Genomic DNA, 12,867 nt, shown 5'->3' with positions numbered 1-12,867 from the left:
ATGACCGGTTCCATCGAGCAGGGCACCAGCCAGACCCATGGGAACACGCACATCCTGCACTTCCGGGTGCGGCTGCCGCGGCCCATGGAGGCGGTCTGGCCGGCGCTCTCCACCCCGGAGGGGCTGGGCGGCTGGTGGACCGCCGTCGACGTCCTCGAACCCCGGCTCGGCGGCACGGTCGCGCTGCGCGGTGTGGGCGGCGGGCAGGTCACCGCGTGGGACGTGGACCGGGTCGCCGAGTACACGGTGGAGGGCGGCGGCCGGGTGCGGTTCCACCTGGAGCACGACGACGAGGGGGGATCGGTGCTGCGCTTCACGCGCGAGGTCCAGGGCGAGGGGGAGACCGAGCCCACCTGGCGGGCTCGGTTCGAACGCCTGATCGATCAGGTGGGGGTCGGCGCGGACTAGGACGACGGCGGCAGGCACTCCTTCGCCGGCGGCCTGCCCTCCGGCCAGGCGATCCGGACGAACCGTGAGCCGCCGTCGGCGTGCAGCTCCACGATCGGCACCGCCTTGTCGTACGGGTTGCCGTGCACGTCCAGGCAGATCCAGCCGCTCGCGCCGTCGACCCGCAGCGAGCCCTTGACCTGCGGCCACTGGAGTCCGACGTCCGCCAGCGGCGGGACGGTCCCGCCCTCGGGCGTGGCCTCGCGGATGCCGTGCACGGCCAGCCGCAGCGCGTCGTAGGCGATGATCAGCTGGCCGTCGTCCAGCGCCGTGTCCCCGATCGGGCCGACCGGCGCGCGGGTGCTGCGGGCCAGCAGGTCGGTCAGCGTCCGCGCGTCCGCGGCCGAGCCGCCGGGCGTCCCGGCGGGCGCCTCCGCCCAGGCGTCCGGGTGGGCGAGGGCGGTGTAGCGCACGGAGAGCCGGTGGGTGAGGGCGGTGCGGTTGAGCTTCTCGTCGCCGGTCAGGTACGAGCCCTCGTCGCCGGTCAGCACGGTGAACGCGCGGTCCTGGCAGCCGCGGGCGCCGAGCGCGTTGATGAACTGCCGCAGCTGGGTGTGGCGGCCGGCGAACAGGATCGTGTCCGTCCCCGGGGAGGTGTCGCACACCAGGTGGGTGATCTGCCGGAACGTGTTCGCGGTCGTGCCCTCCTGACTGCGGTCGGCGGGCGGGGTGAACGGCTGCGGCTCGTACGGCGACCCCTTGATCAGCGACGCGAACGACGTCTGGAGCGTCCGCGTGTACGGGTCGCCCGGCTTGTCGTACACCAGCAGTGCCCGCCCCGCGCTCACCTTCGCGAACGACGCCAGGGCGCGCGCCTCGTCAGTGTTGGTGGGGGAGACCCGGGCCAGCCCGGGGAAGGGGTCCTCGCCGCCCGCCCCGTTGGCGAGGTCGTCGGCGGTGATGGACGCGCCGATCACCGGGATGCCCCGCCGGGTCAGCTCCGCCACCGCCTGCTTGTTCCGGTCGGTGCTCGTCCCGACCCCGGCGACCGCCCGCAGCCGGTCGGCGCCCTCCGTCATCCGCTCCAGCCGGTCCACCAGCGGCTCCCAGTGCTCGCTGGTGGCCCCGGGGTTGGCGAGCACCAGCCGGATCGCCGGGGCCTGGCCGTTGGAGGTGTGGTTGGCCTGCCACTGCGCCAGATAGGCGCCCTGCACCTCGTGCAGGATGTCGCTCAGCGTGGACGGATTGGTCGCGGTGTACGGCAGCATCAGCGCCACCGTCACGTAACTCCCCTTCTCCAGAAGGTCGTTCTCCCGGTCGATGGCCCGCGCCACCTCCCGCAGCCGCGGCTGCCCGAAGTCGTACGCCGTCGACGTCACGCCCACGCACTCGTCGCTGCCCTCGGGCCGCGCCACGCCGGGCGCGCACGAGCGGTCCACCCGTGTCACCGCCCGCACCGCGACGACCGCCCCGGCCACCAGGGCCGCCGTCACCAGCAGGGCGACGTAACGGTAGAGGCGGATCTCCCAGACCTCCCGCAGCCACCGTACGAACGGGCTCCGCACCGTTCTCGTGCCCCCACCGGTGCTCGCCATCACGCCTCCCCGTCGCCGTCGTCGGATCCGTCGTCGGCCGGTGTGCGCAGCGGGCGGCCGGCCCGCGCGTCCCGGGGCCAGGCGCGGGACGCCGCGAACAGCAGCGCACCCCCGGCGGGCCGCAGGTCGGACAGTTGCAGCAGTTCGAACTCCAGCCGCCCGCACACCCTCGGATCGGGCAGCACCAGCGGATCGGTGACCTGCCACACGGCGTGCAGCAGCCGCCGTACCCGCAGGTGCAGCAGGGCGTCCACGCCCTCCGGCGGCCGGTGCGAGGCGTCCGTGCGGCCCAGCGCGATCGCCGCGCGCCGGTCGTCGTGGCCGGCCGGGCCCCGGACTCCGCTGTCGTCCTCGTCCTCGTCCTCGTCCTCGTCGTCGTGGGCGTGGAAGCAGGGCGCCGACGCCAGGAAGCACAGCGTGTCCAGCCAGGCGCGGGTGTCGAGCGCGGGGAACGTCTCCCGCAGATGGGCGACCGCGTTCGCGGTCTCGCCGAGGGCGAGTTCGTGGGAGAGCCGGTAGCGGGCGCGGGCCGGATCGGCGGCCGGGCCGCCGCCGCCCGCGCCGCCGCCCGCGCCGTCGGGCTCGCCGTCGGGCTCCGCGTAGTGCCGGATCAGCGTCTCGTGCACCGCGCGCCAGCCGTCGTGGCCGGCGTCGCGGTGGTACAGCCGGAGCAGCAGCAGGGTCCGCACGAACGGGTCGCCCACGAAGTGGCCCGGCGCGGACGGCAGCCCCTCCTCGGCGAGCCGCACCCGCAGCGACCGTACGCCCGAGGAACCGAAGTCGTCCGGCAGGTGGGCGGCGGCCAGCGCGACCGCGGAGTCGTGGTCGTGGGCGGCGGCCAGCACGGTCAGCTCGTCGAGCCGGTCGGCCGGGACGAGACGGCGCAGCAGCTCGCCGTAGGCCGGGCCGCCGTCGGCGCCGCCCTCCTCCGGCCGGACGTCCGCGGTGAGCAGCCGCCCCAGGGAGGCCGCCCGCCCGGGGTGCTGGCGGGCGGCGGTGGCGAGCAGGACGATGCCGAGCGGGTTCCCGCCGGTCAGCCGGTGCGTGGCGTGCGGCAGCCGGGGCGGTACCTCGATGTCGTCGCAGACCGCGCCGACCATGTGCAGGGTGTCGTCGGGGGACAGCGGCGGGAGCGCCACCAGCAGCGCCCGCGAGGACGGCGAACTCCCCGGCTCCCACTCGGCGGCCCGCGCCACCTCCGGCAGCCCGCGCCGTACGGCGTCCCCCAGCGCCGGATGCCCGTCCCCGCGCACGGTCGCCACGCACACCACCTGGTCGGCGATCCCCTCGGCCCGGTCCCGCAGCACCGCGTCCAGCAGTCCGGGACCGGGCCCGCCGCGCGCGTTGTCGAGCAGGACGACCGGCCGGCCCAGCCGCCGCAGATGCGAACCGAGCCCCGAGTAGGCCTCCGCCAGGTCGGCGAGCAGCGCCCGCACCAGCCAGCGCTCGGCGTGCCCGCGCGAGGTGTCGCCGGCCCGGAAGTTCCCCGCGAGCAGCAGCAGGCCGCGCTTGGCGTTGCCGCCCGCGTTCGGGTAGGTGCGGTACCACTGGGACGGCTTCTGCTCCTTGTGGGAGGTGAACCCCTCCGACAGCGCCTCCAGCGTGGCCTCGATCGCCGCCGCCACGAACGGGCCCTGGCCGCTCGCCGCCCCGATCACCCGCGCGGCCACCCGGGCCGCCCACCGCCCGGCCATGCCGAACCGCGAGGCCCGTTCGTTCAGCAGCAGGATCCGCACCAGCTCCCGCCGGATCCGCTCGGAGTCCGCCCGCCCGCTCCAGTCGCTGGCCCGCACCGCCACCAGGCCGGCCGTCAGCCGCGGGAAGGTGAGCTGCCCGGCCGCCTTCACCGGCTCCGTCAGTTGCTCGGCGAGCACCAGCAGCGCCTGCCACACGGGCGACCAGGACTCCGGGCTCTCCTCGTGCGGTGGCCGGGCGAACTGCTCGTCCTCGCAGTCGATCAGCGCGACCGGGGTGCGCCGGCGGGCCTCACCGCCCCTGGTCCGCTCGGTGTAGGCCTCCCACACCTCGCCGAGCACCGCGCTCTTGCCCAGGCCCCGGCCGCCCGACAGGACCAGCACCGGGAGCGTGTCGGGGTGTTCGACCTTGACCGCGTGATGCTCGTAGGGGCGCAGCCCGACGAGCCGCGGCACGAGACCGGCCGGCTCGACGTCGAACAGCGCACCCCGCCCGTACAACCGTCTGTGCACCGCACCTCCCCCGTGGCCGGTCCTCAACGCCAGGGTAAAGAGGGGGAGTTGGTGTGTGCCAGAGCGTGTGATGTCCGTTGGGTCACGAAAGTGCCGTACGGGGACCCGCTCCCGGTCACATGAAGGGCCCTACGGTTCAGACCCCGATGTCCTCGTGCCACAGGGCGGGGTTCCGCCGGACGAAGTCGCGCATCGTCGCCACGCACTCGGCGTCGTCCAGCAGCACGATCTCCACGCCGTGCTCGGCGAGCCAGTCGTGGCCGCCGTGGAAGGTGGTCGCCTCGCCGACGACCACGCGGGAGATGCCGAACTGGCGGACCAGCCCGGAGCAGTACCAGCACGGCGAGAGGGTGGTCACCATCGTCGTCCCGCGGTACGACCGCTGCCGGCCGGCCGCACGGAACGCCGCCGTCTCCGCGTGCGCCGACGGGTCGCCGTCCTGCACACGCCGGTTGCGGCCGCGGCCCAGCAGGGTCCCGTCGGGTCCGAGGAGCGCGGCGCCGATCGGGATGCCGCCCTCGGCGAGACCGGCGCGGGCCTCCTCGACGGCGGTGGCGAGCCAGGCACGTGCCGTCGCCTCGTCCATGGGGTTCCTCCTCCGTCCGGTGGGCCTGCGTCACCTCACTCTGCGGTGGCCGCGCCCCCGGGGCAATGTGCCGCCCCGGCGGGGCGTAGGGGACGGGGGCGGGTGCGGCCGACGGGAGCCGGTACGGGACGGGGGAGGTCGGCCGGGACCGTACGGGACGGGTGAGGCCGGCGGGGGCCCGTACGGGACGGGCGAGGTGGGCCCGCGTACAGCGCCGTCGGTGGGGTCCGGGTGGTCAAGTACCCTGTGCCGATCGCCGCCGAGGAGGCGGCAGTTGCGTCCGGGTGTGCGGGAGGAACGGTCATGGTTGCTGCTCCGGTTCTGGAGGAGCTGCGGGAGGTCTGCCAGCCGCAGGCCAAGCTGGCGAGCCGCAACGGCGAGCACTGGGCGGGCCGGCTGTACATGCGGCGGATCTCCCTGCGGTTCACCCGGCACCTCGTGCGGACCCCGGTCACGCCGGACCAGCTGACCTGGACGATGGTGGTGTGCGGCGTCCTGTCCGGCGCCGCGCTGCTCGTCCCCGGCCTCACCGGCGCCGTCCTGGCCGCCCTCCTCATGCAGCTCTTCCTCCTCTTCGACTGCGTCGACGGCGAGGTCGCCCGCTGGAAGGGGCAGAACAGTGCGACCGGCATCTACGTCGACCGCCTGGGCGCCTACCTCGCGGACGCGGCGCTGATGACCGGCTTCGGCTTCCGCGCCGCCGAGTCCGGGCTCGGCGGCTGGGCGGGGTTCAACGGCTGGGTCTCCCTCGGCCTCGCGACCGCGCTCGGCGTCGTCCTGCTCAAGGCCTCCACCGACCTGGTGGACGTGGCCCGCGCCCGCCGCGGCCTCGCCGTCGCCGACGACGAGTCGACCCGGCCCCGCTCACAGGGCGTCGCCTCGGTCCGCCGCCTCGCCGCCGCCTTCAAGATCCACCGGGTGACCAACGGCATCGAGGCCTCGCTGGTCCTGCTGGCCGTCGCGGTCGCGGACGCGGTCACCGGCGGCGTCGAGCCGACCCGCTGGGCGCTGGCCGTCATCGCCGCCATCACCTGGGTGATGGTCCCGGCCCACCTGCTGTCGATCCTGTCGTCGTCCCGGCTGCGCTGAGCGGGCGGGCGGGCGACCGGCCAGGCGGTTCACCCTCCCCGCCCGGCCCGTCCGTCAGGGCCCGCCCCCGCCCGGCCCGTCCGCGTCCGTCAGGGCCCGCCCCCGCCCGGCCCGTCCGCGTCCGTCAGGGCCCGCCCCCGCCCGGCCCGTCCGTCAGGGCTCGTCCCGCTTCGGGCCGTCGTCCCCCCGGCGGTCCTCGCGCCGGTCCTCGCGCCGGTCCTCGTCGAGGGACTTCAGGAACTCCGGGTTGTCGTCGGGCGCGACCCACCGCCGGTTCGTCCCGCCGCCGCGCACCCCGGACCAGCCCTCGGCGGCCGGGCTGCGCCGCTTGCCCGCGATCAGCCAGGAGATCGAGCCGACGAGGGGGAACAGCAGCACGAGGATCGCCCACAGCGGCTTCGGCATGTGGCGGATCTCGTCGTCCTTGGTGCTGATGCAGTCGATGAACGCGTACACGCTCAGCGCCAGCGGTACGAGGAACATCAGTACCCGGAGCATGGGGCCTCTCCAGCGAAGTGGTCGTCGGGGCCACGAGACGGGCCCCAGGTACTGGGCCAGGGTAGTCGCTCGGGGATACTTGACCCCATGGCTTACGACGATCTTCGTTCCCTGCTCAGGGCCCTGGAGCGGGAAGGCGACCTCAAACGCGTCAAGGCGGAGGTCGATCCGCACCTGGAGGTCGGGGAGATCGTCGACCGGGTCCAGAAGTCCGGCGGGCCCGCGCTGCTCTTCGAGAACGTGAAGGGCTCGTCGATGCCCCTCGCGATGAACGTCTTCGGCACCGACCGCCGGCTGCTCAAGGCGCTCGGGCTGAAGTCGTACGCGGAGATCACCGAGCGGATCGGCGGGCTGCTGAAGCCCGAGCTGCCGCACGGCTTCGTCGGGGTCCGGGAGGCCTTCGGCAAGCTCGGCGCGATGACCCACGTCCCGCCGAAGAAGGTGAAGGACGCGCCCGTGCAGGAGGTCGTGCTGCACGGCGACGACGTGGACCTGGAGCGGCTGCCCGCGCTGTTCACCTGGCCCCAGGACGGCGGCTCCTTCTTCAACCTGGGCCTGACGCACACCAAGGACCCGGAGAGCGGGGTCCGCAACCTCGGCCTGTACCGGCTCCAGCGCCACGACCGGCGCACGATCGGCATGCACTGGCAGATCCACAAGGACAGCCGCAACCACTACCAGGTCGCGGCCCGGCGCGGCGAGCGGCTGCCGGTGGCGATCGCCTTCGGCTGCCCGCCCGCCGTGACGTACGCCTCCACCGCGCCCCTGCCCGGTGACATCGACGAGTACCTCTTCGCCGGGTTCCTCGCGGGCCGGCGGATCGAGATGGTCGACTGCAAGACGGTGCCGCTCCAGGTGCCGGCCCAGGCGGAGGTCGTCCTGGAGGGCTGGCTGGAGCCGGGCGAGATGCTCCCCGAGGGCCCGTTCGGCGACCACACCGGCTTCTACACCCCGCAGGAGCCGTTCCCCGCGCTGACGATCGACTGCGTGACGATGCGGAAGCGGCCGCTGCTCCAGTCGATCGTCGTCGGCCGCCCGCCGACCGAGGACGGCCCGCTGGGACGCGCCACCGAGCGCTTCTTCCTCCCCCTCCTCAAGATCATCGTCCCGGACATCGTGGACTACCACCTGCCCGAGGCCGGCGGCTTCCACAACTGCGCGATCGTCTCGATCGACAAGAAGTACCCCAAGCACGCGCAGAAGGTCATGCACGCGATCTGGGGCGCCCACATGATGTCGCTGACCAAGCTGATCGTCGTCGTCGACGCCGACTGCGACGTCCACGACCTGCACGAGGTCGCCTGGCGCGCCCTCGGCAACACCGACTACGCCCGCGACCTGTCGGTCGTCGAGGGGCCCGTCGACCACCTCGACCACGCCTCCTACCAGCAGTTCTGGGGCGGCAAGGCGGGCATCGACGCGACGCGGAAGTGGCCCGAGGAGGGGTACACGCGCGACGGGGGATGGCCCGAGATGGTGCTGTCCGACCCGGAGACGGCGGCGAAGGTCGACCGCCGGTGGAAGGAGTACGGCCTGTGAGTTCGGCGTCCGCCGCGATCCCGCAGCAGCCGGGACGCACCAAGGCCTTCCTCCGCCTGGTGATGATCGAGCACTCGGTCTTCGCCCTGCCCTTCGCCTACATCGCCGCGCTGACCGCGATGTTCCAGCTCGACCGGAACGTCCACTGGGGCCGGCTGCTCCTGGTCACCGTCTGCATGGTCGGCCTGCGCACCTTCGCCATGGCCGTCAACCGGATCATCGACCGCGAGATCGACGCGCGGAACCCGAGGACCGCCCACCGCGAACTCGTCACGGGCGCGATGTCGGTACGGCACGCCTGGACCGGCGCCCTGATCGCGCTCGTGGTCTTCCTGGGCGCGGCGGCCCTGCTCAACCCGCTCTGCCTGGCGCTCGCCCCCGTCGCCGTGGTCCCGATGGTCGTCTACCCCTACGGCAAGCGGTTCACGAACTTCCCGCAGGCCATCCTGGGCCTGGCGCAGGCGATGGGCCCGGTCGGCGGCTGGCTCGCGATCACGGGCGAGTGGTCCTGGGAGGCGGTGATCCTGGGCCTGGCGGTCGGCGTCTGGATCGGCGGCTTCGACCTCATCTACGCCTGCCAGGACGTCGAGACCGACCGCGAGATCGGCGTCCTGTCGGTCCCCGCCCGCTTCGGCGTCCCGGCGGCGATCCGGGCCGCCCGCGTCTGCCACGCGATCACCACGGCCCTGTTCGTCTGGTACGCCGTGGCCACCGACGCCGGCGCCTTCCTCTGGCTCGGCCTGCTGATCGTGGCGGGCGCGTTCGTCTACGAGCACACCATCGTGCGCCCGCACGACCTGTCCCGCCTGAACAGGGCGTTCTTCTCCGTCAACGGCTTCATCGGCATCGCCCTGTTCGTGTGCGCGCTGCTGGACCTCGTCGTGCGGGGTCTGACGGTCTGAGTACGGTGTGGCCCCCTCCGAGGTGCCGGCCCCGCCGTCGATCCGAACGCCCCCACCGGTCCTGAAGACCTTCCCGCCCACCGGTACGCTCAAGGTGTGAACGCAGGACAAACGCAGCGCGTGCCTTGGATCGTGGGGGTGTCCGGGGCGTCCGGTACGCCCTATGCCGCCGCTGTCCTGCGCGCGTTGCTCGCGGGGGGCGAGAGCGTCGACCTGGTGGTCAGCCGGGCGTCGCGGCTCACGTTGCTGGACGAGACGCGGATCTCCTTCCGGGACGCTCACTGGCGTGACGACCTGCGGGAATGGCTCGCGCGGGGCGCAGACGGCAAGCCGGACGCCTTCGACGTCGACCTCGGCGGCGAGGGCGACGACCGGGTGCGGTACTGGGGCGCGGGCGACCTGGCCGCCGGGCCGTCCTCGGGGTCGTACCCGGCGAAGGGGATGCTGATCGTCCCGGCGTCGACGGCCTGCGTCGCGGGAGTCGCCCTGGGGCTGTCCAAGGACCTGCTCCAGCGGGCGGCGAGCGTGACGCTCAAGGAGCGCCGGCCCCTGGTCGTCGCCGTCCGGGAGTCCCCGTTGGACGGACGGACCCTGCGGCACCTGGTCGCCCTGGACGACGCGGGCGCGAGCGTCGTCCCCGCCTCCCCGGCCTTCTACGCGGGCGCTGGCCACATCCAGGACCTGGTGGACTTCGTCGCCGGCCGGGTCCTCGACGCGGTGGGGGTGCCGCACCGGCTCTACCGCCGCTGGGAGGGCGAACTCGGCGGCGCCCGGCGGCCCGCCTGACCCGCCCGACCCGGGGACGGCGGCCGGACCCGGCACCGCCACCAGCACGCACTCAGCAGCACACACCACACACGCACCACACACGCACCACACACGACACGCACCACACACGCAGCACGTAACCCAGCACCACTCAGCACCACCCAGCACCACCCCCTCAGGAACGCGCACCTCCAGACCTCATCTTCATCGGAAGGCTTCGATTCGCATGGACGCGGTGGACAGGCAGCTCATCCAGGCCCTCAGGGAGAACGGCCGGGCCTCCTACGCGGAGCTGGGACGCCTCGTCGGCCTGTCGGGACCCAGTGTCACCGACCGCATCAACCGGCTGGAGGCGGCCGGCGTCATCACCGGCTACCGCGCCACGGTGGACGCCGCCACCCTCGGCCTCGGCGTCACCGCCCTCATCGGCATCTCCCTCTCGGACGCCGCCGACCACGAGGAGGTGGCCGCCCGGCTGAAGGACTTCGGCGAGATCGAGGACTGCTGGTTCATCGCCGGCGACGACTCGTACATGCTGAAGGTCCGGGCCAACGACGTGGACGGGCTGGAGAGGATCATCCGGCGGCTGTCCGGGACGAAGGGCGTCTCCCGCACCCGTACGACGATCGTGCTCTCCACGAAGTGGGAGAACCGGGTGGGTGACCTTCCCGAAGAGGTGTGACGGCGTGGGCGTACGGTGGGAGATCCCTGTCTTGGAAAGGTGTGAGCATGGACGTCGGGCTCAAGCGCGAGCTGGAGGAAAAGGTCCGCTCCGGTGAGCGGCTGACCCGCGAGGACGGCATCGCCCTGTACGAGTCGGACGACCTGGCCTGGCTGGGCGGGCTCGCCCACGAGGTGCGGACCCGCAAGAACGGTGACGTGGTCCACTTCAACGTCAACCGCCACCTCAACATGACCAACGTGTGCACGGCGTCCTGCGCGTACTGCTCCTTCCAGCGCAAGCCGGGCGAGAAGGACGCGTACACGATGCGCATCGAGGAGGCCGTCAAGCTCGCCAAGGCGATGGAGGCGGAGAACCTCACCGAGCTGCACATCGTCAACGGGCTGCACCCCAACCTGCCGTGGCGCTACTACCCGCGCTCGCTGCGGGAGCTGAAGGCCGCCCTGCCGGACGTCTCCCTCAAGGCCTTCACCGCCACCGAGATCCACCACTTCGAGACCATCTCGGGGCTGTCCGCCTCCGAGATCCTCGACGAACTGATCGACGCGGGCCTGGAGTCGCTGACCGGCGGCGGCGCCGAGATCTTCGACTGGGAGGTCCGGCAGCACATCGTGGACCACCGCACCCACTGGGAGGACTGGTCGCGGATCCACCGGCTGGCGCACGAGAAGGGCCTCAAGACGCCCTGCACCATGCTGTACGGCCACATCGAGGAGCCCCGGCACCGGGTCGACCACGTCCTGCGCCTGCGCGAGCTCCAGGACGAGACCGGCGGCTTCCAGGTCTTCATCCCGCTGCGCTACCAGCACGACTTCGTGGACATGAAGGACGGGAAGGTCCGCAACCGGCTCCAGGCGCGGACGCAGATGGCGACCGGCGCGGAGGCGCTGAAGACGTTCGCCGTCTCCCGGCTGCTCTTCGACAACGTCCCGCACGTCAAGGTCTTCTGGGTCATGCACGGCGTCCAGACCGCGCAGCTCGCCCTCCAGCACGGCGCGGACGACATGGACGGCTCGGTCGTCGAGTACAAGATCACGCACGACGCGGACAACTACGGCACCCCGAACAAGCTGACCCGCGACGACCTGCTGGACCTGATCCGCGACGCCGGCTTCCGCCCGGTGGAGCGCAACACGCGCTACGAGATCATCCGCGAGTACGACGGCCCGGACCCCCTGCGCAGGGAGTCGCCGCAGCCGATGCGGGTCTGAACGTCGCAGGTGTGATGTGAAGGGGGCGTGAGCGGCCCGGCCCAGGGGCGCGGGGAACTGCGCGAGACGCCCCCACGGCCTGCGGCCGACCACCCGCCCGAGCCCGCTTGAGTCTGCCTGAGCCCGCTTGAGTCTGCCTGAGCACCCCTTGTTCCCCGCCGGGGACGAGGGGTACCCAGGGAGTGTGACCCCGCGTACGACCTCCCCCGAGGACCACTACACCGCGGAACCCTTCGTCCCCGACCGGGCGGACCTCACCGCCCTCCGCGAAGCCGCCGCCGGCTGCCGCGGCTGCCCGCTGCACCGGGACGCCACGCAGACCGTGTTCGGCGCGGGCGCGGCGGACGCCCGGGTGATGCTCGTCGGCGAGCAGCCCGGCGACCAGGAGGACCGGCAGGGCAGGCCCTTCGTCGGCCCGGCCGGCCAGGTGCTCGACCGGGCGCTGGCGCAGGCCGGCATCGACCCCGGTGAGGCGTACGTCACCAACGCCGTCAAGCACTTCAAGTTCACGCGGGCCGAGCCGCGCAAGCGGCGCATCCACAAGGCGCCCACCCTGCGCGAGGCGGCCGCCTGCGCGCCCTGGCTGGCGGCCGAGCTGGCCGTGGTGGAGCCCGAGCTGATCGTGGTGCTGGGGGCGACGGCGGGCAAGGCGCTGCTGGGGTCGTCGTTCAAGGTGACCGAGGTGCGCGGGACGGTCCTGGAGCGGGAGATCCACGGCCGCCCGGAGCGGCTGGTCCCCACCGTGCACCCGTCGTCGGTGCTGCGCGCGGACGACCGGGAGGCGGCCTACCAGGGCCTGGTCGCGGATCTGGACGTCGCGGCCCGCCTTCTCTCGTAAGGGCTACCATGCCCGCATGCCGCTTACCTTCACCCTCGATCCCGCCGTCACGCCCGCGCTCCGCGACGGTGTCCTCGACCTGTGGACGGAGGTGTCCAACGCGGGCGGGGCCGTCGGTTTCGTGCCGCCGGTGACACCGGAGGTGATCCGGCCCGAGCTCGTCCGGCACCTCGCGCAGATGGCCGAGGGGCGCACCCGGCTGCTCGTCGGCCACGACGAGACGGGCGGGGTCGCCGCCACCGCGTTCCTCACCCTCAACACGCACCGCCTGATGACCCACTGGGTGTGGCTGTACACGGTGATGGTCCACCCCCGCCACCAGGGCAAGGGCTACGGCCGGGACCTGCTCGCCGCCGCCGCGGACGCGGCCCGCACCCTCGACGGCATAGAGGGGATACGTCTCACCTGCCGGGGCGGCCTCGGCCTGGAGCGCTTCTACGGCTCCTGCGGCTACAAGGAGGTCGGCCGCGTCCCCGGCGCGATCCGGGTCGCTCCCGGCGACGACCGCGACGACATCACCATGCTGCTGCCGCTGCACTGACCCTCCCCACCCCCTGCCAAGATC

Annotated in this window: 13 protein-coding genes; 9 read left to right on the top strand and 4 right to left on the bottom strand. The window is 73.1% G+C overall.

Going from position 1 to position 12,867, the window contains the following annotated elements; translation table 11 throughout:
- Positions 1 to 408, top strand: coding sequence for an SRPBCC family protein (locus tag ACZ3KJ_RS11510; RefSeq protein WP_467526287.1), 408 nt, complete (start codon positions 1 to 3; stop codon positions 406 to 408).
- On the opposite strand, the gene ACZ3KJ_RS11505 is transcribed toward ACZ3KJ_RS11510, so the two are convergent.
- The 3 genes from ACZ3KJ_RS11505 to ACZ3KJ_RS11495 form a co-directional block, all read right to left on the bottom strand.
- Complete coding sequence (locus ACZ3KJ_RS11505) at positions 405 to 1,982, bottom strand: hypothetical protein (protein WP_467526286.1); 1,578 nt, start codon at positions 1,980 to 1,982, stop codon at positions 405 to 407. The two genes, ACZ3KJ_RS11510 and ACZ3KJ_RS11505, sit on opposite strands and share 4 nt — an antisense overlap.
- A complete protein-coding gene (locus ACZ3KJ_RS11500; RefSeq protein ID WP_467526285.1) occupies positions 1,982 to 4,189 on the bottom strand; it encodes a hypothetical protein in 2,208 nt (735 codons plus the stop codon). The genes ACZ3KJ_RS11505 and ACZ3KJ_RS11500 overlap by 1 nt, the downstream gene beginning before the upstream one ends.
- A 136-nt stretch (positions 4,190 to 4,325) precedes the next feature.
- Positions 4,326 to 4,775 carry a nucleoside deaminase gene (locus ACZ3KJ_RS11495; protein ID WP_467526284.1) on the bottom strand — a complete coding sequence of 150 codons (450 nt, stop codon included), beginning with the start codon at positions 4,773 to 4,775 and terminating at the stop codon, positions 4,326 to 4,328.
- A 303-nt stretch (positions 4,776 to 5,078) separates the two neighbouring features.
- Here ACZ3KJ_RS11495 and ACZ3KJ_RS11490 point away from each other — a divergent pair, with 303 nt between their 5' ends.
- Entirely contained in the window at positions 5,079 to 5,864 is a 786-nt protein-coding gene (locus tag ACZ3KJ_RS11490; RefSeq protein WP_467526283.1) for a CDP-alcohol phosphatidyltransferase family protein, read from the top strand.
- Between the two features lie 153 nt (positions 5,865 to 6,017).
- Here the strand turns inward: ACZ3KJ_RS11490 and ACZ3KJ_RS11485 are convergent, their stop codons facing one another.
- The gene (locus ACZ3KJ_RS11485; protein WP_467526282.1) at positions 6,018 to 6,362 is read right to left on the bottom strand and encodes a PLD nuclease N-terminal domain-containing protein; all 345 of its coding nucleotides are present in this window, start codon (positions 6,360 to 6,362) and stop codon (positions 6,018 to 6,020) included.
- An 87-nt stretch (positions 6,363 to 6,449) separates the two neighbouring features.
- Between ACZ3KJ_RS11485 and ACZ3KJ_RS11480 the strand changes: the two genes are divergently transcribed.
- The 7 genes from ACZ3KJ_RS11480 (at position 6,450) to ACZ3KJ_RS11450 (ending at position 12,843) form a co-directional block, all read left to right on the top strand.
- Complete coding sequence (locus ACZ3KJ_RS11480; protein WP_467526281.1) at positions 6,450 to 7,901, top strand: menaquinone biosynthesis decarboxylase; 1,452 nt, start codon at positions 6,450 to 6,452, stop codon at positions 7,899 to 7,901.
- Positions 7,898 to 8,803, top strand: a complete 906-nt coding sequence (gene mqnP, locus ACZ3KJ_RS11475) for a menaquinone biosynthesis prenyltransferase MqnP (protein WP_467526280.1) — start codon at positions 7,898 to 7,900, stop codon at positions 8,801 to 8,803. The genes ACZ3KJ_RS11480 and mqnP overlap by 4 nt, the downstream gene beginning before the upstream one ends.
- Before the next feature lie 120 nt (positions 8,804 to 8,923).
- Complete coding sequence (locus tag ACZ3KJ_RS11470) at positions 8,924 to 9,589, top strand: UbiX family flavin prenyltransferase (protein ID WP_467526370.1); 666 nt, start codon at positions 8,924 to 8,926, stop codon at positions 9,587 to 9,589.
- Between the two features lie 208 nt (positions 9,590 to 9,797).
- On the top strand, positions 9,798 to 10,253 hold the full coding sequence (locus ACZ3KJ_RS11465; protein ID WP_467526279.1) for an Lrp/AsnC family transcriptional regulator: 456 nt from the start codon (positions 9,798 to 9,800) through the stop codon (positions 10,251 to 10,253).
- 47 nt (positions 10,254 to 10,300) lie between these two features.
- The gene (gene mqnE / locus ACZ3KJ_RS11460; RefSeq protein ID WP_385070141.1) at positions 10,301 to 11,464 is read left to right on the top strand and encodes an aminofutalosine synthase MqnE; all 1,164 of its coding nucleotides are present in this window, start codon (positions 10,301 to 10,303) and stop codon (positions 11,462 to 11,464) included.
- Between the two features lie 184 nt (positions 11,465 to 11,648).
- Positions 11,649 to 12,302: a UdgX family uracil-DNA binding protein gene (locus ACZ3KJ_RS11455; protein WP_467526278.1), complete on the top strand. Its 654-nt coding sequence runs from the start codon at positions 11,649 to 11,651 to the stop codon at positions 12,300 to 12,302.
- Positions 12,303 to 12,318: 16 nt separating this feature from the next.
- Entirely contained in the window at positions 12,319 to 12,843 is a 525-nt protein-coding gene (locus ACZ3KJ_RS11450; protein ID WP_467526277.1) for a GNAT family N-acetyltransferase, read from the top strand.
- The last annotated feature ends 24 nt before the right edge of the window (positions 12,844 to 12,867 follow it).

The organism is Streptomyces sp. NPDC003248, from assembly GCF_055563235.1.
Note: the sequence above shows the minus strand (reverse complement) of the source record. Positions and strands in the feature narration are given on the sequence as shown.

Excerpts from the sequence above, each read along its gene's own strand:
- ACZ3KJ_RS11485 (WP_467526282.1), bottom strand. The coding sequence starts at position 6,362 with ATGCTCCGGGTACTGATGTTCCTCGTACCGCTGGCGCTGAGCGTGTAC.
- ACZ3KJ_RS11505 (WP_467526286.1), bottom strand. The coding sequence starts at position 1,982 with ATGGCGAGCACCGGTGGGGGCACGAGAACGGTGCGGAGCCCGTTCGTA.
- ACZ3KJ_RS11450 (WP_467526277.1), top strand. The coding sequence starts at position 12,319 with ATGCCGCTTACCTTCACCCTCGATCCCGCCGTCACGCCCGCGCTCCGC.
- ACZ3KJ_RS11490 (WP_467526283.1), top strand. The coding sequence starts at position 5,079 with ATGGTTGCTGCTCCGGTTCTGGAGGAGCTGCGGGAGGTCTGCCAGCCG.
- ACZ3KJ_RS11465 (WP_467526279.1), top strand. The coding sequence starts at position 9,798 with ATGGACGCGGTGGACAGGCAGCTCATCCAGGCCCTCAGGGAGAACGGC.
- ACZ3KJ_RS11495 (WP_467526284.1), bottom strand. The coding sequence starts at position 4,775 with ATGGACGAGGCGACGGCACGTGCCTGGCTCGCCACCGCCGTCGAGGAG.
- ACZ3KJ_RS11510 (WP_467526287.1), top strand. The coding sequence starts at position 1 with ATGACCGGTTCCATCGAGCAGGGCACCAGCCAGACCCATGGGAACACG.
- ACZ3KJ_RS11480 (WP_467526281.1), top strand. The coding sequence starts at position 6,450 with ATGGCTTACGACGATCTTCGTTCCCTGCTCAGGGCCCTGGAGCGGGAA.
- mqnE (WP_385070141.1), top strand. The coding sequence starts at position 10,301 with ATGGACGTCGGGCTCAAGCGCGAGCTGGAGGAAAAGGTCCGCTCCGGT.